The 18,243-nt window shown below is 69.0% G+C and carries 17 protein-coding genes; 8 read left to right on the forward strand and 9 right to left on the reverse strand.

The genetic code is table 11. The features are described 5' to 3' along the window. Positions 1–113: 113 nt before the first annotated feature. A complete protein-coding gene (locus tag IE660_RS09930; RefSeq protein ID WP_407929013.1) occupies positions 114–1,295 on the forward strand; it encodes a sensor histidine kinase in 1,182 nt (393 codons plus the stop codon). Then, on the forward strand, positions 1,292–1,969 hold the full coding sequence (locus tag IE660_RS09935; RefSeq protein ID WP_203568199.1) for a response regulator transcription factor: 678 nt from the start codon (positions 1,292–1,294) through the stop codon (positions 1,967–1,969). Before IE660_RS09930 ends, IE660_RS09935 begins: the two co-directional genes overlap by 4 nt. A gap of 6 nt (positions 1,970–1,975) precedes the next feature. On the opposite strand, the gene IE660_RS09940 is transcribed toward IE660_RS09935, so the two are convergent. After that, complete coding sequence (locus tag IE660_RS09940; RefSeq protein WP_203568200.1) at positions 1,976–2,467, reverse strand: hypothetical protein; 492 nt, start codon at positions 2,465–2,467, stop codon at positions 1,976–1,978. A 214-nt stretch (positions 2,468–2,681) separates the two neighbouring features. On the opposite strand from IE660_RS09940, the gene IE660_RS09945 reads away from it, so the two are divergent. Genes IE660_RS09945 through ispF form a run of 3 tightly spaced genes read left to right on the forward strand, consistent with a single transcriptional unit; the run spans position 2,682 to position 4,389 of the window. Beyond that, positions 2,682–3,167 carry a CarD family transcriptional regulator gene (locus tag IE660_RS09945; RefSeq protein WP_203568248.1) on the forward strand — a complete coding sequence of 162 codons (486 nt, stop codon included), beginning with the start codon at positions 2,682–2,684 and terminating at the stop codon, positions 3,165–3,167. A 35-nt stretch (positions 3,168–3,202) separates the two neighbouring features. Then, entirely contained in the window at positions 3,203–3,919 is a 717-nt protein-coding gene (ispD, locus tag IE660_RS09950) for a 2-C-methyl-D-erythritol 4-phosphate cytidylyltransferase (RefSeq protein ID WP_203568201.1), read from the forward strand. Continuing rightward, the gene (gene ispF / locus IE660_RS09955; protein WP_203568202.1) at positions 3,916–4,389 is read left to right on the forward strand and encodes a 2-C-methyl-D-erythritol 2,4-cyclodiphosphate synthase; all 474 of its coding nucleotides are present in this window, start codon (positions 3,916–3,918) and stop codon (positions 4,387–4,389) included. The genes ispD and ispF overlap by 4 nt, the downstream gene beginning before the upstream one ends. An 18-nt stretch (positions 4,390–4,407) precedes the next feature. Here ispF and IE660_RS15875 read toward each other — a convergent pair whose 3' ends face one another. Beyond that, positions 4,408–5,526: a neutral zinc metallopeptidase gene (locus IE660_RS15875; RefSeq protein WP_203568203.1), complete on the reverse strand. Its 1,119-nt coding sequence runs from the start codon at positions 5,524–5,526 to the stop codon at positions 4,408–4,410. A gap of 2 nt (positions 5,527–5,528) precedes the next feature. After that, the gene (locus IE660_RS16415) at positions 5,529–6,755 is read right to left on the reverse strand and encodes a neutral zinc metallopeptidase (RefSeq protein ID WP_203568204.1); all 1,227 of its coding nucleotides are present in this window, start codon (positions 6,753–6,755) and stop codon (positions 5,529–5,531) included. A gap of 116 nt (positions 6,756–6,871) precedes the next feature. Between IE660_RS16415 and IE660_RS09970 the strand changes: the two genes are divergently transcribed. Next, on the forward strand, positions 6,872–8,599 hold the full coding sequence (locus IE660_RS09970; RefSeq protein WP_203568205.1) for a DUF2207 family protein: 1,728 nt from the start codon (positions 6,872–6,874) through the stop codon (positions 8,597–8,599). An 88-nt stretch (positions 8,600–8,687) separates the two neighbouring features. On the opposite strand, the gene IE660_RS09975 is transcribed toward IE660_RS09970, so the two are convergent. Then, positions 8,688–10,136, reverse strand: a complete 1,449-nt coding sequence (locus IE660_RS09975) for a glycine hydroxymethyltransferase (protein WP_407929012.1) — start codon at positions 10,134–10,136, stop codon at positions 8,688–8,690. Between the two features lie 44 nt (positions 10,137–10,180). Here IE660_RS09975 and IE660_RS09980 point away from each other — a divergent pair, with 44 nt between their 5' ends. Beyond that, on the forward strand, positions 10,181–11,392 hold the full coding sequence (locus IE660_RS09980) for a hypothetical protein (protein ID WP_203568252.1): 1,212 nt from the start codon (positions 10,181–10,183) through the stop codon (positions 11,390–11,392). A 42-nt stretch (positions 11,393–11,434) separates the two neighbouring features. Here IE660_RS09980 and rlmB read toward each other — a convergent pair whose 3' ends face one another. From rlmB to IE660_RS10000, 4 genes are read right to left on the reverse strand one after another with little or no spacing between them, the layout of a single operon-like run. Continuing rightward, entirely contained in the window at positions 11,435–12,382 is a 948-nt protein-coding gene (gene rlmB, locus IE660_RS09985) for a 23S rRNA (guanosine(2251)-2'-O)-methyltransferase RlmB (protein ID WP_203568206.1), read from the reverse strand. After that, positions 12,382–13,833, reverse strand: coding sequence for a cysteine--tRNA ligase (cysS, locus tag IE660_RS09990; RefSeq protein ID WP_203568207.1), 1,452 nt, complete (start codon positions 13,831–13,833; stop codon positions 12,382–12,384). Before cysS ends, rlmB begins: the two co-directional genes overlap by 1 nt. An 18-nt stretch (positions 13,834–13,851) precedes the next feature. Further along, on the reverse strand, positions 13,852–15,255 hold the full coding sequence (locus IE660_RS09995; RefSeq protein ID WP_203568208.1) for a DUF4032 domain-containing protein: 1,404 nt from the start codon (positions 15,253–15,255) through the stop codon (positions 13,852–13,854). A 25-nt stretch (positions 15,256–15,280) separates the two neighbouring features. Beyond that, entirely contained in the window at positions 15,281–16,453 is a 1,173-nt protein-coding gene (locus tag IE660_RS10000) for a trans-sulfuration enzyme family protein (RefSeq protein WP_203568209.1), read from the reverse strand. 52 nt (positions 16,454–16,505) lie between these two features. Between IE660_RS10000 and IE660_RS10005 the strand changes: the two genes are divergently transcribed. After that, the gene (locus IE660_RS10005) at positions 16,506–17,036 is read left to right on the forward strand and encodes a GNAT family N-acetyltransferase (protein ID WP_203568210.1); all 531 of its coding nucleotides are present in this window, start codon (positions 16,506–16,508) and stop codon (positions 17,034–17,036) included. Here the strand turns inward: IE660_RS10005 and IE660_RS10010 are convergent. Beyond that, positions 17,017–18,204 (reverse strand): Bcr/CflA family efflux MFS transporter, encoded by a 1,188-nt coding sequence (locus IE660_RS10010; protein WP_203568211.1) that lies wholly within the window; start codon positions 18,202–18,204, stop codon positions 17,017–17,019. The genes IE660_RS10005 and IE660_RS10010 overlap by 20 nt on opposite strands. Between the last annotated feature and the right edge of the window lie 39 nt (positions 18,205–18,243).

An 18,243-nucleotide genomic window follows, 5' to 3' on the forward strand; every position in this document is an offset into this window, starting at 1 on the left:
GGTGGGGGACGGCTTCTGGCGCCTGAACGGGTGGTGAACAGTGACTGAACAGGCGGCGCGAAGGCGGCCGTTGGCCCAACCGTCGCCCAGCCGACTCATGCCCGACTCCTATGATCAACCTTGTGGATCCTTGGCTGGCTGCCGTGCTCGGCATCGTCGTGGGTGTCGTGGTCACCATCGCCGTCGTCGCCAGCCGTCGCCATCGTGCGGCGGTCAGCCAGGCCGAGCAGGAGCCGCAGGTGCACGAACACGCGGCCGCGTTGTTGGGCGTGCTGCGCTCCGGCGGCATGATTGTCGGTCCGCACGACCACGTGTTGCGCTCGAACCCGCAGGCTCGCAGCTGGGGGCTGAGTCGGGGTGACCGGATCGCCCACGCCGAGGTGCTCGACCTCGTCCGCAGCGCCCGCCGTGACGACCGGGCCGTCATCCGCGACCTCGACATCCGCCGGGGGGTCGGCACCACACCCCTGCGGCTGACCCTGCGGGTGGCGCCGCTGGGCGAGGGCACCATGGTTGCCCTGGCCGAGGACCGTTCGGTGATGCTGCGCGCCGACGAGACCCGGCGCGACTTCGTCACCAATGTGAGCCATGAACTCAAGACCCCGATCGGCGCCATCAGCCTGATGGCCGAGGCGGTGCTCGATGCCACCGACGATCCCGAGACGGTGCAGCACTTCGCCGAACGCATCAACATCGAGACCGGCCGGCTGGGCCAGTTGGTCACCCAGATCATCAACCTGTCACGACTCCAGGCCGATGACCCGATGCTCGACCCGGAACTGATCCAGTTGCCGGAGTTGGTCGCCGAGGCGATCGATCGTTGCCAGGAGCAGGCCCGCAAGCGCCGGATCAACGTGGTCACCGCCGGGGACGACGACGTGGTGGTGATGGGGGAACTGAGCCAGCTCAGCGATGCGGTCACCAACCTCGTCCAGAACGCCATCGCCTACTCCGACGAGGGCGGGCGGGTCGCGGTCAGCCACCGGCTCGTCCAGCAGGGGGACGAGCCGTTCGTCGAGATCGCGGTCGCCGACAACGGCATCGGCATCCGTCCCGAGGACCAGGAGCGGATCTTCGAACGCTTCTACCGGGTCGACTACGGACGAAGCCGCGCCTCCGGGGGCACTGGCCTGGGTCTGGCGATCGTCAAGCACGTGGTGTCGGTGCACGGTGGCACGATCAACGTCTGGAGCCGACCGGGCCAGGGGTCGACCTTCACCATCACCCTGCCCGCCCCGGTTCCCGAGGCGCTTCCCGAGCCGAACACCACCCCCACGAGAAAGGCCATGGCATGACCCGAATCCTGATCATCGAGGACGAGGACTCCTACCGCGAGGCCACCGCCTTCATGCTGCGGCGCGAGGGCTTCGAGGTGAGCGAGGCGGCCGATGGTGCTGCCGGTCTGGCCGAGTTCGAGCGCAGCGGCGCCGACCTGGTGCTGCTCGACCTGATGATGCCCGGGATGCCCGGCACCGAGGTGTGCCGCCAGCTGCGCCGCCGCGGCAACGTCGCGGTGATCATGGTGACCGCCCGCGACTCCGAGGTCGACAAGGTGGTCGGTCTGGAGTTGGGGGCCGACGACTACGTGACAAAGCCGTTCAGCCACCGCGAGTTGGTGGCCCGGATCCGGGCCGTGCTGCGGCGCGGTCAGGAACTCGACCTCAACCTCGACGTGGTCGAGGCCGGTGGGGTCAGGGTCGACGTCGAGCGACATGAGGTGTCGGTCAACGGCGATCCGGTGCGTTTGGCGCTCAAGGAGTTCGAACTGCTCGAGGTGCTCATCCGCAACGCCGGCCGGGTGATGACCCGCGGGCAGTTGATCGACCGGGTGTGGGGCTCGGACTACGTCGGAGACACCAAGACCCTCGACGTGCACGTCAAGCGGCTGCGCTCGAAGATCGAGAAGGACCCGGCCCACCCGGTGCTCGTGGTCACCGTGCGAGGGCTGGGGTACAAGTTCGAGGGCTGAGCCTGCTCAGTTCCCGGTGGTCTGGAAGTCGGGGTGCTCGGAGTCGAGGACGGGCACGGTGACCTGCACGTCGCCGGCCTTCTCGAAGGTGAAGACCAACCGTGCGGTGAAGCCCGGCTTCAGGTCGGGCGACGAGACCGTGATGCGGCTGCGGTTGATCGCCGCCGGCTGGTTGGCCCCGACCTGGATGGTCGACTCGCTGACCGAGAGCGCGCCGGCCGGCGTCATGGTGGCGTCGTGGGCGGCGCCCGAGATCTTGGTGAGGGTGTCGTCCTCGCGGCTGAGCACGACACCGTTGAGCGTGCCACGACCCTCGGCGTTGGCGACGATGACCAACCCACGCAGCTGCACCGGGCCCTGGTCGACGTTGACGCCGGCGGCGGGGGTGTTGGGGTCGCCCGACGGCGCAGCACCGCATCCGGCGAACACGGCGACCGACAGCGCGGCAGCGACGGCCAGCCTGACCGAACGGGTGGATCGTGACGGGCGAATGCTCATTCGCAGCCCCTTCCTGTGGGTCGTTGCGCACACCATAGTGGAGAAGTCACTGATCGTGTTTGTCCAAGTCAGCCCACGTTGGAGGCGTTCAGGCACAGATGGTTGTGGAAGTCAAGAGTAGATCACACCCCGGAACAGGGCTCTGGCTAGGGAATATGGTTTTGTCGGAGGCCCGCACCATGCTATGATGAGTGGTCGAAAGGGGTTGCAACTCATGACTTTTGCGGTCGGCGAAACGGTGGTCTATCCCAATCATGGGGCGGCTGTCATCGAAGACATCGAAACCAGGCAGATCAAGGGCGAGGACAGGTTGTACCTCGTACTGCGGATCATCGGGCAGAGCGACCTCGTCGTGAGGGTTCCCGCCTGCAACTTGGACCTCGTAGGCGTGCGCGACGTGGTCGACGCCGACGGCCTCGAGAAGGTGTTCTCGGTGCTGCGTGCACCGCACACCGAAGAGCCGACCAACTGGTCGCGTCGGTACAAGGCCAACCTCGAGAAGCTGCACAGCGGCAATGTGCTCAAGGTGGCCGAGGTCGTCCGCGACCTGTGGCGCCGTGAGCGTGAGCGTGGCCTGTCGGCGGGCGAGAAGCGGATGCTGGCCAAGGCGCGCCAGATCCTCGTCTCTGAACTCGCTCTGGCCGAGAAGGTCGAGGAGGACCGCGCCGAGGTGCTGTTGGACGAGGTGCTCGCCTCCTGAGCCCGGGCCCTGAAGGGGCCACTAGGATCACACACATGTCAGAGCCGGTCGTCGCCATCGTGGTGGCGGCCGGCTCTGGCGTTCGCCTGGGGGCCTCGGTGCCCAAGGCCATGGTGCCGCTCAAGGGTGTGCCGCTGCTGCGCCGATCTGCCGAAGCCCTGGTCGCCGGCGGGGTGACCCACCTGGTCGTCGTCGTCCCGGACGACCAGCGTCGCGCCTTCGGCGTGGCCCTGCTGGGGTGCCCGGTGCCGTGGACGATGGCCACCGGGGGAGCGCGACGCCAGGACTCGGTTGCCGCCGGGCTGGCTGTCGCCGGCGAATGGGCACCACCGCACCGTGTGGTGCTGGTCCATGACGCCGCTCGTCCGCTGGTGCCGCCTGAGGCCGTGGCCCGGGTGATCGCCGCCGTCCGCGGGGGCGCCCCAGCCGTCGTCCCGGTGGTCGCCGTGGCCGACACCATCCGAGCGGTGGACGAGAACGGGTCGCGCATCGTCGACCGGTCGGGCCTACGGGCGGTGCAGACCCCGCAGGGCTTCGACCCCGACGTGCTGGTCACTGCCCACCGGGCACTCGCCTGCGCCGGTGTCGTGGTCACCGACGATGCAGCCGCCTGCGAGCGCCTGGGGCACCCGGTCAGCTTGGTCGAGGGCTCCACCGATGCCCTCAAGATCACCACGAGCATCGACCTGGTGGTCGCCGGGGCTGTGCTCGACGACCGCGAACGACGAGCCACGGGGAGCCCGCAGCCATGATCATCCGCACCGGCATCGGCAGCGACGTCCATGCCCTCGCCCCGGGCACCCCGATGCACGTCGCCGGCCTCGCCTTCCCCGACGAACCGGCCGGGTTGTCGGGGCACTCCGACGGTGACGTGGCGGCACACGCCCTGTGCGACGCCCTGCTGTCGGCGGCTGGGTTGGGTGACCTCGGCTCGAACTACGGCACCAGCGACCCGGCGTGGGCGGGCGCCTCGGGCGTGGCCTTCGTCACCGAGACCGCACGCCGGGTGCGTGACGCCGGGTGGCAGGTCGCCAATGCCGCCGTGCAGGTGATCGGCAACCGACCGCGACTGGCCGGGCGCCGCAGCGAGGCCGAGGCAGTGCTGTCACAGGCGCTCGGGGCCCCGGTGAGCGTGTCGGCCACCACCACCGACGGGCTGGGTTTCACCGGTCGAGGTGAGGGAGTCGCGGCGATCGCCACCGCGCTGCTCACCCGCGACTGACAGTGCGGTCGAGCGTGGTCAGCGCACCAGGGGCGGATCGGCGGTGAAGGTGTTGCAGGCACCGACCGAGGCGCTGGCCAGACCCATCTGCGACCAGTAGGCGCGGCTTCGTCCCAGCCCGTGACCGCCGTCGACCTCGGGCTTCTTGCTCAGCGTGTCGTCACCGATCGCCATCGAGATCTGCATGATCGTCTCGACGTCGCTCTGCGACATCGACATCGACTGCGAGACCGAGCGGATGAACTGGCCCATCAGGCAGTCGGCCTGCAACTCCAGACGGCGGTTGAGCTGGTTCACCTCGGCCTTGGACGAGACGTCCTGCTGCGCGATGCGGGTCGAGGCGATCAGCCCGGTGCGTCCCTGCAGCAGGTGGGCGTACTCGTGGGCCATCACCACCTCGAACAGGAACGGCTTGCCCCGCAACTCGGCGGGCAGCACCCGCGGCAGTGTCGTCGAGTAGTACAGCTGCTGGTTGGCGGGACAGTAGAAGGCGTTGCCGCCGGGGATGTTGTTGCCGCAGGGGGTGTTGACCTTCTCGCGGTAGACGTTGGTGATCGGTCTCACCACGGTGTAGTCGGCGGCGGTCAGCGGATCGACCCAGACCCTGGTCAGGCACGCGGTCAGCGCATCCATCTGGCGCTTGATCTCGACCTCGGTGGCGGTGAGCACGTCGACCGGCTGCACGTCGCAGCGCACCGGCGAGGCCACCTGCTGGCCGTAGAGCCGGTTGTTGCGCAGGTAGGTGTCCACCTCGTCCATCGAGGTGGGGATCACCAGCGGCGGGGGAACAGTGCTGGGTTCGGGAACCTGGTAGTCCTCGTTGTGGTAGGCCACGTCGCTGCCGCCGGGGTTGTGCAGGCTGGTGGCCACCACGGCGACCAGAACGAGCGACAGGACGGCGGCGATGCTGGCGAGCACCAGGCTCAGGTTGGGACGACGCTGCGGCGCGGGCGTGGTCTGGGTGTTCCACTGCGGAGCCGGCCCGTAGGCCTCAGGTCCGACGCCGGGTGGGGTGCCCCACTGCTGCTGACTCCACTCGGGCTGGTTCCATCCCTGCTGGTTCCATCCCTGCTGGGCGGGGTTGCCGGCGCGGGGGGCGGGTGCCGGCGGTCGTCCCCACCCTGCCTGCTGGCCCACGGTCAGCGCACCCGCTCGGGGGGCGACACGAAGGAGTTGCAGGCACCGATCGAGGTCGAGGCCAGGCCCATCTCCATCCAGTAGACCCGCGAGGCCGCATGGCCGTGGTCGCCGTCGTAGTCGGGCTTACCGGTGAGGGTGTCGTCGCCGATGGCCCGCAGCAGGCTCTTGACGTTGTCGACATCGGTCTGGGTCATCTGCTTGCTCTGGGCGATCGATCCGACGAACTGGCCGGCGAAGCAGTCGGCCTGCAGTTCCAGGCGTCGCTTCCACAGGTGCTTGGCCGAACTCGAGCCCTCCATCTCCGAGGCGATGATGGTGGAGGCGGCCAGACCGGTCCGGCCCTGGATGCCATGGCCGAACTCGTGGGCGAGCACGGTCTCGACCACGTAGGGCTGGTTGGCCAGCGAGGCCGGCAGGATCCTCGGCAGCGTCATCGAGTAGTACATCTGCTGGTTGGCGTAGCAGAACGCGGCATTGCGATCGGGGATCTTGCCGCACGGGGTCTGCACCGACGGACCGGAGTACACGTTCGACTTGAAGTGCACCGGAACCCAGCCGGCGTCCTCGATCGGCTTGCCCCAGACCCGCATCAGGCAGGTGGTGAGCTCGTTGAGGTGCTCCTGCACCTGCGACTGCGAGGCCTGGGTCAGGTCGAGGTTGCCCATCTCGCAGCGCACCGGCTTGGGCACCGACTGCTGGTAGAGCGGATTGTTCTGGGTCAGCTCGGTGAGCTCCGACTCCTTGGTGGGCACCACGATGTCGGGCGGGCTGGTGTCGACCGGGGGAACCTTGTAGTCCTCGTTCTGGTAGGCGATGTCGCCACCACCACCACCGCCGCCTCGAAGCCCGTTGAAGGCCAGGATGAGGACGAGCGCGGCCACGACCGCAATCGCTCCCAGCGCGACCTTCGACATGCCCCCGGACTGCTTGGGGCGAGGCGGCTGCGGCGCCCCCCACGGACCGGCGGCGCTGGGCTGCTGCTGGCTGGGGGCACCCCATGAGGGCTGCTGCGGACGTTGCGCAGGCCACGGTGCCTGCTGCTGACCCCACTGGCCCTGCTGACCCCACTGGCCCTGCTGACCCCACTGGGTCTGCTGGCCACCCCAGGGCGCCTGCTGCTGGCCGCCCCACTGGGTCTGCTGCCCACTTGGCTGGCCCCACTGCGACTGGGCCCCGCGAGGGGGCTGCCACGAGTTCTGGGGCTGTCCCCACTGCTGCTGCGTCACCGGTTGAACAGTACCGGGCACTGGGGTCGTCCGCACGAGGGCGGGCGCTGGTACTGGCCTGTGGAATAGTGAGGGCTGGCACACACGGTGCCAGTGCTGAGAAGGGGAAGTCAGGCGTGTTCCGAAACTCTCGCAGCGGGGTCCGCCGCACCCTGTTGGCCCTGTTGACGGCCATGCTCGTCGGCGTCGGACTCGTGGTCGGGGCCCCGGTGGCCAGGGCTGATGACACCGCCGAGACGGTGGTCTACGAGGCCAGCATCGCCAACGACGGCGTCCTGACCGTCAACGAGACGATCACCTTCGGCGAGGGAGGGACACCGGCGACGGTCACCCAGCGTCTGGCCACCACAGCACCCGCTCCAGACAACGCCACCTACCACTACGAGATCAGCGACATCAAGGCCAACGCCGAGGGCGCCGACCTGGGCGCCACGGTCGAGAGCGACGGCGACTACCAGGTGGTCACCGTCGACACCGCCAAGGCAGAGGGCAAGCCGATCACGATCAGCTACAAGGTCAAGGGTGCCACCCACGAGACGACCGTCGCCTCGGGGCAGCAGGCCCGTACCACGATCGCCTGGCGCTTCCTGCAGGGGCTGTCGGTCGGTGCGACCGAGGTGAGCGGCACCCTCGAGGTGCCCTCGATGGTCTCCCAGATCGAGTGCCTCGCCGGCCCTCCGGTCGCCCCGGTGGTGTGCTCGATGGCCCAGGCCGGCACCCACGATGCCCCGCAGCCCACCTTCAGTGATGGTCCCCGTGGCCCCGGTGAGGTGGTCATCCTGACCGTGCAGACCGATGCCGCGTCGGTCTCCTCGACCGAGTCGGTCACCCACAACTGGAGCCTCGACCGGGCGTTCAGCCTGAGCCCGCTGTCGCTGCTGCTGACGCTCGGGTCGCTGCTGCTGGGCGGTGCGGTGCTGTGGCTGATGCACCGCCGCGCGGGCCGTGATGTCGCTGCCATCAACCACCCCACCCGGATCGCGGAGTTCTCTCCGGTCGGTGAGGGCGAGGAGGAGTTCCTGCTGCTCGAGCAGGTGCGCCCCGGCCACATCGGCACCGTCGCTGACGAGCGGGTCGACCCCGTCGACGTCACCGGAACCCTGCTCGACCTGGCTGTGCGTGGCCACCTGCGCATCCACGAACTGCCCCGCGAGAGCGAGCACCACCCGCTCGACTGGGACTTCGAGCGTCTCGAGGGCGGCAAGGGTGAGCTTCGCCCCCACGAGGTGCTGCTGCGTGACGCCGTGGCCCCTGCCGACGGCGAGCCGGTGCGCGTCTCGAACATCTCGAACGCGATCTCCGGTGTCATTCCCGAGGTGCAGTCCAAGCTCTACGACGACGTGGTGTCACTGGGCTGGTTCGACAAGCGTCCGGACGACGCTCGTAACAACTGGACGCTGTTCGGCTGGGTGGCGCTGACCCTGGCGGTGGTCGTCACCGGCCTGCTGGTCGCCTTCACCACCCTGGGCCTGTGGGGTCTGGCGCTGATCGCGCTGGCGCTCGGACTGGTGTTCGTGGCGCAGGAGATGCCGCGCCGCTCGTCCAAGGGCTCGGAGCTGCTGGCTGGCCTGCACGTGCTGGCCACCGAACTGCAGCACCACCGCACCGACCAGATGCCCAAGGGGCGCGAGTACAGCGAGCTGTCCGAGATCCTGCCGTACGCGGTGGTGCTCGGTGGGTCGAAGCGCTGGCTGGACGCGATCGTCGCTGAGGACGACGACGAGCACGCCGACGGCACCGACCTGCCCTGGTACCACGCCCCGTCGACCTGGCACCTGCACCACCTGCCGGTCTCGATGGACGCCTTCATCACCTCGGTCGAGGGTCACCTGTTCGGTCGCTGATCGTTCGGTTCCTCACACCGCAGACTGGTTCAGTTTCGGGGAACGCCGGGTGGTCGCGGCGATCCCCGAAACTGTTGCCCGGGGAACCTCAGAGCTCGAGCCCGGGGTACAGCGGGTGCGCGTCCAGCATCTCGGCCGAGGCAGCCTTGACCCGATCAGCGACCCCATCACCCAGGGTGTACTTCGCCTTGCCCGGGGCACCGGTGGCCGTCACCGTGGGCGTCGTGTTCGAGAGCACGTCGACGATCAGGCCGGCGACAGCGTCGAAGTCGTCCGGACCGAAGCCGCGGCTGGTCAGCGCCGGGGTGCCCAGACGCACGCCGGAGGTGTACCAGGCGCCGTTGGGGTCGCGGGGCACCGAGTTGCGGTTGGTGACCACACCGGCGTCCAGCAGTGCCGACTCGGCCTGACGCCCGGTCAGCCCGTAGCCACTGACGTCGACCAGTACCAGGTGGTTGTCGGTACCACCGGTGACCAGGGTGGCGCCACGGCGCAGGAAGCCCTCGGCCAGCGCCTTCGCGTTGTCGGCCACGCGCTGCGCGTAGTCCTGGAACTCAGCGGTACGGGCCTCGGCCAGGGCCACCGCCTTGGCCGCCATCATGTGCGACAGCGGTCCGCCGAGCACCATCGGGCAGCCCCGGTCGACCGACGGCGCGTACTGAGAGGTCGCCAGCACCATGCCGCCGCGCGGCCCGCGCAGCGACTTGTGGGTGGTCGTGGTCACCACATGGGCGTGCGGCACCGGGTCCTCGTCCCCGGTGAAGACCTTGCCGGCGACCAGACCCGCGAAGTGCGCCATGTCGACCAGCAGGGTGGCACCGACCTCGTCGGCGATCTCACGCATGGTGGCGAAGTTGATCCGGCGCGGGTAGGCCGAGTAGCCGGCGATCAGGATCAGCGGCTTGAACTCGCGCGCCGCCTCACGCAGGACGTCGTAGTCGAGCAGTTGGGTCTCGGGATCGGTGCCGTAGGAGCGCTGGTGGAACATCTTGCCCGAGATGTTGTGGCGGAAGCCGTGGGTGAGGTGGCCGCCGGCGTCCAGCGACATGCCCATCACCTTCTGCTCGCCGAAGGTGCGGCGCAGTTGCTCCCAGTCGTCTTCGGTGAGGTCGTTGACGGTCTTGGCCTGCAGTTGCTGCAGCGCCGGTGACTCGATCCGCTGGGCGAGGATCGCCCAGTAGGCGACCAGATTGGCGTCGATGCCCGAGTGCGGCTGCACGTAGGCGTACTCGGCGCCGAACAGTTCACGGGCGTGCTCGGCGGCGACCGCTTCGACGGTGTCGACGTTCTGGCAGCCGGCGTAGAACCGGTGCCCGACGGTGCCCTCGGCGTACTTGTCGCTGAACCAGGTGCCCATGGTGGCGAGCACCGGCAGCGAGGCGTAGTTCTCCGAGGCGATCAGCTTCAGCGACGAGCGCTGGTCGGCCAGTTCGGCCCTGGTGGCCTCGGCGATCCTGGGCTCGGTGCGCTCGACCACTGACAGGATCGTGCGGTAGGCGGAGGCGAGTTCGGCGTTGGTGGCTTCGGGGTTCGTCACGGGCACAATGTATAGCCTGCACCCGGACTGCCTACGATGGAGCCATGAACCAGACGACCCGACGTGCCCTGCTCGGAGCTGGGCTGGTGGCCGCCGGTTTGGTGGGCAAGGCCAAACTAGGCGACGACCCCACCGTTCCCACCACGCAGCCCCCGCAGTCGAGCGCCCCCCCCGGACCGAACACCGCCCCGCCCAGCAGCGAGGCCCCGTCCTCGCCCGAGACCCCACAGGAGCCGACCGCACCCACCGGCTTCATCGCCTGGACGCAGCCGACGCAGCCGCAGCTTCGTCCCGCTGGACGCAACGCCGGCGAACCGATCCGCACCGCTCACCATGACTTCACCATCCCAGGCTTCGCCAGCGTCGACCGGTTGACCCTGACCGACGTGGCCAACCTCGAGGGCAACCAGGTTGCCATGCGCGCGCCAGCGGACAGCGAGTTCGTCTGCGTTCAACTCCGCGCGGGGCAACCGCCGTGGGGCAGCGACATCCGTTCCACGCTCGAGATCGTCGTCGGTCCCAAGCGCACCCGGCTCGACAAGCCATTCGGTGATTACTCGAAGACGGTCGGGGAGTGGACCCAACCTGACCGCGGCGTCGTGATCCTGGCCAAGAGGAACGAACCGGTCCAGTTGCGCATCGTCGACGCGGGGAAGACAGCGCTCTACGACCTGCGCAAGGGAAAGCGAGCCACTGACGCCGGCACCAACGCCTTCAACGGTTTCCTGACCAGGGCAGAGGTCAGCGCCAAGCCCACGTCGGGTACGTGGTCACGCACCTTCCGCACCAACGACCGACGCTTCATCGCCGAGAGCGACACGCTACGCTTCGCGCTTGACGGCCAGTTCTCCACGACCCTGGTGCCGTGGACGCCCAGTGCCGGCTGGGCACCTGAGCGTCAACTCTGGTTGCAGATCCAGCTCACGCCGCAGTACCAGTACAGCGAGAAGCCCCAGCGACCTCTCAACCCCACCTGCACCATCGACCTGTCGAAGTCGTACGTGCTCACCCCCGACAGCGGTGTGAAGCGGACGGGCAAGACGTCGGTCGGCAAGGTCAAGGGTCAGGACTACGTGCTCTCCTACGACAAGCCAGTCACGGTCACGTGGTCGGTCCCGTCCTACATGAGGTCGGCCACGATCGTGGCCAACTTGGTCGTTTCAGATTTGGTGGTGCGCTACACCAATGGCACCGCATCGGCCGCTTTCACGCAGGCCCCGAAGGTGCCGACCTTCGCCATCACCATCACCCGCTGAGTCGTGGCGGGGGATGACCCGCTGCCACGGAACGCCGGTGGGTCAGGCGGTGCCGCGGCAGCGGTTGACCTCATAGAGGGCGATCGCTGCTGCCACCGATGCGTTGAGGCTCTCGACCTCGCTGGCGATCGGGATGCGGGCCAGGTGGTCACAGTGCTCGCGCACCAACCTGGCCAGGCCTTCGCCCTCTGAGCCGACCACCAGCACCAGCGGGCCGTCGACCCCTGGGATGCCCGCGATGTCGGTCTCTCCCTCACCGGCCAGGCCGGCGATCGTGAACCCGGCCTTCGACGCCTGCTCGAGGAAGCGGTTGAGGTTGCCGACCTGGGCCACCGGAAGCCGGGCAGCCGCGCCCGCCGAGGTCTTCCACGCCGCTGCGGTCATCGACGCACTCCGCCGTGACGGAATCACCACTCCATCAGCCCCGAAGGCCGCGGCCGAGCGAATGATTGCGCCCAGGTTGCGCGGGTCGGTGATCTGGTCGAGGGCCACGATCAGCCCTGCCGTCTGCGACGTGGCCGCAGCACCGAGCAGGTCCTGCGGGTCGTCGTACTCGAACGGGGGGATCTGCAGCGCGACCCCTTGGTGCACCAGGCCGCCGGTGAGCCGGTCGAGTTCAACCCGGGTCACCTGCATCAACGGGATCGACAACTCGGCACACCGGGTGAGGATGTCGCGCAGCCGGTTGTCGCGCTCGGCGCCCTCGGCCAGGTAGGCGTGCCGCACCGGCAGACCGGCCTCCAAGGCCTCGAGCACCGGGTTGCGGCCGATGATCCACTCGTTGGTGCTGCCCGGACGGGTCGTCCTGGGACGACGCGCCTGCTGCCGCTCGGCGGCCTTCTTGGCCTGGTGGGCCTTGTGGTAGACGCGGTCCTCGGCCTTGGGGGTGGGGCCCTTGCCCTCGAGTGAGCGGCGGATCCGCCCGCCGGAGCCGGCGGTGCGGCCCTTGCCCTTGGTGGTGGCGCCGCGACGCTGGGAGTTGCCTGCCATCAGCTGTCCCCGTTCCGGGTCGGTGTGGTGGTGGCCAGCGTCCAGCGCGGGCCCTGTGGGGTGTCCTCGACAGCCAGCCCGAGCCGGCCCAGCGAGTCACGGATCGCGTCCGCGGTCGCCCAGTCCTTGCGGGCACGGGCGTCGTTTCGCTGCTTGAGCAGTTCGGCGACCAGCCCGTCGACCACCTCGGTCAGGTCGGTGGACGAACCGGTCGAGGCACGCCATTCGTCGGCATGCGGGTCGAGACCGAGTACTGACAGCATCGCCCTGACCTGGCCCAGCATGCGGACGACCTGCTCGTCGTCACCGCGGTCGAGGGCCTGGTTGCCCTCGCGGATCGCCCCGAACAGCACGGCGAATGCTGCGGGCGTCGACAGGTCGTCGTCCATGGCCTCGACGAACGCAGCCGGCAGGTCGCTGCTGACCACCTGACCGGTCTCCGACATCCCGACCAGAGACTCGGCGCGGTCGAGGAAGGAGTCGATCCGGGCCAACTGGGCGGTGGCCTCGTCCAACGACGTGGATGACCACTCGATCGTGCTGCGGTAGTGCGGGGCGGCCAGGTAGAGCCGCACCGCCCGCGGCGGGTGGGTCTTGGTGACCTCGCTGACCAAGGCACCGTTCGACAGCGACTTGCTCATCTTCTCGCCGGCCGCGGTGACGAACGCGTTGTGCATCCAGTGACGGGCGAACCCTCGTCCCGCTGCCGCCGACTGGGCAAGCTCGTTCTCGTGGTGGGGGAAGCGCAGGTCGATGCCCCCGCCGTGGATGTCGAACTCGTCGCCCAAGTACTTGCCGGCCATCGCCGAGCACTCCAGGTGCCAGCCCGGACGACCGCGGCCCCATGGCGAGGGCCAACTGGCGGTGGCCGGCTCACTGGGCTTGTGGCCCTTCCACAGCGCGAAGTCGCGGGGGTCACGCTTGCCGCGCGGATCGGCGTCCTCGGCGGGCTCCATGTCGTCGATCCGCTGGTGCGACAACTGCCCGTAGTCAGGCCACGAGACCACGTCGAAGTAGACGTCGCCCGAGCCGTCCTCGGCGGGGTAGGCGTGCCCGCGCTCGATCAGCTCGCCGATCAGTTCCAGCATCTCGGGCACGTGCCCGGTGGCGCGCGGCTCGTAGGTGGGTGGCAGGCAGCCCAGGGCGGCGTAGGCCTCGTGCAGTTCACGCTCGAAGCGGTAGGCCAGGGCGTACCAGGGCATGCCCAGCTCGACCGACCGGTTGAGGATCTTGTCGTCGATGTCGGTGACGTTGGCGACCACGCTCACCTGGTAGCCGCTGGCGGTCAGCCAGCGTCGCAGCACGTCGAAGACGACTTCCTTGCGGATGTGGCCCAAGTGCGGGGAGGCCTGCACGGTGAGCCCACAGTGGTAGATCGAAACCTGTCCGGGTACCAGGGGGACGAAGTCGCGCACCTGCCGGGTGGCGGTGTCGTACAGGCGGAAGCTCACCTGCGCCAGTCTAGGGGGTCAGTCCTGGTCGGCCTGCCTGGCCCGGAGGGCTGCGATGTCGAGCATGCCCGCGGTGCGCAGGTCGACCTGCTCGGCGGCAGCCTCCCACGGGTCGATCTCGTCCTCGTCGTCGGCCTCGTCGGGGTCGATGAAGCCGTGCGAAGGGTCGTAAGGGTTGCGCAACTGCCCGGCAGTGTTGCCCTGGCTGACCTGCACCATCGACTCGGTACTCATCGCCTCGTCCGGCAGGTTGCGCAGCACCGAGTCGACGTAGCTGCGGGCTGCCTCGGCCAGCGGCACGTCGCGATTCTCCTGCTGCGAGCGGAACCAGCGGTGGTCGAGCACCTCGTGGAAGAACTGGGCCAACTCGCGCTTGCCGCGCAGGTCGGGCGGGATCTGGGCGACCACCGGCTCGAAGTTGGCGTTGAGCCACTGGTGGGCGACCACGGCCTCGTTGACGTGGCCCTGGTTGGTCCAGGCCCGATAGGTGTCGAGGTCGTTGAGCAGGCGTCGAGCCTGGTTCTCCTCGGTGTCGAGGCCAGTCAGCCGCATCAGCCGGCGCGAGTGGTGGCCGGCGTCGACCACCTTGGGCTGAATCAGCACCCGATCACCGGTGCTGGTGGTGGTCACCTCGAGTTCGGCCACGTCGAAGCCCAGGGCATTCAGTCGCCGGACCCGTGACTCGATCCGGTCGAGTTCGCCGCCGCTGAACTCCTCGACCCCGGTCAATTCGGCCCACAGTTCGCGGTAGCGGGTGTCGATGGCGTCGACCAGGGTGAGCGGGTCGAGCGACTCGTCCAGCAGGCCACCGGCCTCGAGGTCACAGAACTCGCCGAAGATGTTGGTGCGCAGGATGACCATGTCGTGCTCGCGCTGGCCGGCAGTCAGTTCGTCGTGCAGTTCACCGGTCTCGGCGTCGACCAGATAGGCCGAGAACGCGCCCGCGTCACGCAGGAACAGCACGTTCGACAGCGACACGTCGCCCCACATGAAACCCAGCAGGTGCAGCTTGGCCAGCAGGACGACCAGCGCATCGATCAGCCGCATCACCGTGTCGTGGCGCACACCGGAGTGGAACAGCGAACGGTAGGGCAGCGAGAACTGCAGGTGCTTGGTGATCAGCACCGGGTCGAGGGCGGTGCCGTCGGCGGCGGTGCGGCCGGTTACCACAGCGACCGGCTCCACGCAGGGGGCGTCCAGTCGGGTCAGGTCGTGCAGCAACCGGTATTCGTGGATCGCCAGGTGTTCGATGACCTCCTTGGCCGCGTACACCTCGTGGCCGACCCTGATGAACCGGACGACGTGGCGCGAGATGCCGCGGGGCAGTGCCACCAGGTGCTCGGTGGGCCACTCGGCCAGCGGGGTGCCCCACGGCAAGGGGATCAGCCGTTGGTCGGGCTTGGCGGACAGGAACCGGGGCACCGGCTCATTGTGGCACGCGGCCCTGTCAGGCCGGGAGGGTTCGGGCCCGGTCGAGCCCGGCCCGCAGGTCGGCGACCAGGTCGTCGGCTCCCTCGATGCCGATCGACAGCCGCAGCAGCCCGGGGGTGATCCCGGCGGCGTCCTGCACGTGCGGAGGCATCGAGGCATGGGTCATCAACCCGGGGTGGCAGATCAGTGACTCCACCCCGCCCAGCGACTCGGCCAGGTCGATGCAGCGCAGGCCGTCGACCAGTCGAGCCGCCGCGTCGAGCGAACCGACGTCGAAACTGAGCACCGACCCGAAGCCGGGGTGGTTGACCGTCTTCGCCGCGGGGTGGCTGCGCAGCAGGTCGACCACGGCGGCGGCGTTCTCGGCATGCACCCTCAGCCGCGCGTCCAGGGTGCGCAGCCCGCGCAGCGCCAGCCAGGAGTCGAACGGGCTGGCCGTCAGGCCGAGGGTGTTGGCCCAAGTCCGCACCTGCTCGTCCAGGTCGGTGGTGGACGAGATCACCGCGCCGCCGAGCACGTCGGAGTGGCCGTTGATGAACTTGGTGGTCGAGTGCAGCACCAGGTCGGCGCCGAGCGCGAGCGGCGTCTGCAGCAGCGGTGAACAGAAGGTGTTGTCGACCAGGCTGAGCGCCCCGGCCTCGCGAGCCAACCCGGTCACCGCCTCGATGTCGGTCAATCGCAGCAGCGGGTTCGAGGGGCTCTCGATCCAGACCAGGTCGGCCGGCGTCGACAGCGCTTCACGGGCAGCAGCCAGGTCAGTCAGGTCGACGTACTCGACGACGATCCGGCCCTGCTCGTGCAGCCGGGTGAACAGCCGCCAGCAGCCGCCGTACAGGTCGTGGGGGGCGACGACTCGTCCGCCGTTGGGCACCAGCGCGTTGACCACGAGGGTGGCGGCGGCCATGCCCGAGGTGACGACCACGCAACCGGCTCCGCCCTCGAGCGTGGCCAGGGCCTCGCCGAACAGGTCGCGGGTCGGGTTGGCGGTGCGGGCGTAGTCGAAGTCACCGGCCTTGGTGTCGAGGCTCGAGAACCGGTAGTTGGTCGAGGGGTACCACGGCGGGACGATGGCGTGGTGGCCACGGTCGGTGCCCAGGCCGTGCCGGATGCCCCGGGTCAGCCGGCTGAGCGGTGGCAACCCGATGGGGGGCAGGTCGGAGGGCTGGTCGCCGTGGCCGTGCTCAGTCATGCGGGTCAACCTACCCGCCGACCGCACCACCGGGGTGGCTAGTGTCTGAGGCGTGAACGACTTGCTGCTGAGGCCGTGGACCATCGACGACGCTCCCGCACTCTTCCGGCTGTCGCGCAGCGCTCCCGACCTGGTCAGGCAGTTGCCGCCGTTGGACGACCTGGCGGCCTGCCGGGCGCTGATCGAGCGGTTCGCGCAACCAGGTGGACGAGCGTTCGCACTGACCGAGAACGGGGTGCCGATCGGCAACGTGGGCATCAGTGACGCACTCAACGCCCACCGCAACGGCTGGTTCCACTACTGGATGGGCGCCGAGACCCGAGGACGAGGACTGGCCTCGCGGGCGGCCGCCACGGTGGCGACCTGGGCGCTGGACGAGGGCGGGCTGTTCCGGCTCGAGCTGGGTCACCGGGTCGAGAACCTCGCCTCCGGTCGGGTCGCCGAGAGGGCCGGTTTCATCGCCGAGGGCATCGAGCGCGCCAAGTTGTTGTACGACGGGGTGCGCCACGACGTGCGGACGATGAGTCGGCTGGCCACCGACCCGGTGCCCGGCCTGCAGCCGATCAGGCTCGTCCTGGAGTGAGCCCGGCTCGTCCGCCGCGCGCGATGCCGAGGTAGGCGACCCAGGCCATGGCCATGCCCGAGATCATCACCCCCCCCATGGGCGCGGCCGTGGTGGATCCTCCGGCGCTGGCCAGCGGGGCCGAGATCGAACTGGCCATGGCCTGCACGACCCCGAGCATCGCCGAGGCCGAGCCGGCGATGTGCACCGCCTGAGACGACGCCAGCGCACCCGCGTTGCCGAAGACGAAGGCCTGCACGGCCATCATCACCAGGAAGCAGATCGCGGTCCACACCAACGGGGTGTCGAACAGGAACACCCCGATGGTGAGGCCGATCACGGCCAGGCTCGACATCGACATGCCGAGGGTGATCAGCCGGTGCTGCCCGTAGCGGGTGACGATCCGGGCGTTGAGCAGGCTGAGCAGCACCTGGCTGAAGGCGGTGGCGGCGAAGAACACCGCGAACGACATCGGCCGCATGCCCTTCATCGACTGCAGCACGTAACTGGAGTTGGAGATGTAGGCGAACATCGCGAAGCCCGAGAACGCGTTGGTGAGCATGTAGCCGATGAACGGCCTGATGCGCACGAGTTCGGCCCAGTCGCGGACGAAGGTGCGCACCCCGCCGCCATGGCGGTGCTCGGCGGGCAGCGACTCGGGGATGATGAAGGCTGCCGTGGCGGTCATCAGCAGGCCCAGCAGCACCAGCACGCCGAAGACGGTGCGCCAGGTGCCACCCAGGGTGAGCACGGCACCGCCGGTGACCGGGGCGATCATCGGGGCCAGGCCGCCGATGGCCATCATCACCGACATCAACCGGGCGAGTTGGTCACCCGAGGTGATGTCGACGATCACCGCGCGGGCAACCACGGCGGCGATGCCGCCGCCGAAACCCGACAGCAGGCGGGCTGCGATCAGGGTGCCGATGCTCGGGGCCACCACACAGCCGATCGCGCCCAGCGTGCACAGGATGCCGCCGACCACCATCGGCGCACGGCGTCCGCGCTGGTCAGAGACAGGTCCACCGACCAACTGTCCCAGTGCCATGCCGATGAAGAATGCGGTCAGCGTCAACCCAACCGCGGCGGCGGTGGTGTCGAGGTCGGCCACCACCCGGGGCAGGGCGGGGGTGTACATGTCGGTGGCGAACGGCGGCAGGGCGCTCTGCAGCGCCAGCGACCCGATCAAGGCGGCGGTGAGCGGGACGACCGTGCGTGCGGGTCGGCT

Origin of the sequence: Aestuariimicrobium ganziense (genome assembly GCF_015352975.1) — a bacterium.
Taxonomy (GTDB): Bacteria; Actinomycetota; Actinomycetes; order Propionibacteriales; family Propionibacteriaceae; genus Aestuariimicrobium; species Aestuariimicrobium ganziense.

Coding starts and splice junctions, on each gene's coding strand:
- IE660_RS09935 (WP_203568199.1), top strand. CDS start 1,292: ATGACCCGAATCCTGATCATCGAGGACGAGGACTCCTACCGCGAGGCC.
- IE660_RS09945 (WP_203568248.1), top strand. CDS start 2,682: ATGACTTTTGCGGTCGGCGAAACGGTGGTCTATCCCAATCATGGGGCG.
- rlmB (WP_203568206.1), bottom strand. CDS start 12,382: ATGGCAGGCAACTCCCAGCGTCGCGGCGCCACCACCAAGGGCAAGGGC.
- IE660_RS09980 (WP_203568252.1), top strand. CDS start 10,181: ATGAACCAGACGACCCGACGTGCCCTGCTCGGAGCTGGGCTGGTGGCC.
- ispD (WP_203568201.1), top strand. CDS start 3,203: ATGTCAGAGCCGGTCGTCGCCATCGTGGTGGCGGCCGGCTCTGGCGTT.
- IE660_RS10000 (WP_203568209.1), bottom strand. CDS start 16,453: ATGACTGAGCACGGCCACGGCGACCAGCCCTCCGACCTGCCCCCCATC.
- IE660_RS09940 (WP_203568200.1), bottom strand. CDS start 2,467: ATGAGCATTCGCCCGTCACGATCCACCCGTTCGGTCAGGCTGGCCGTC.
- ispF (WP_203568202.1), top strand. CDS start 3,916: ATGATCATCCGCACCGGCATCGGCAGCGACGTCCATGCCCTCGCCCCG.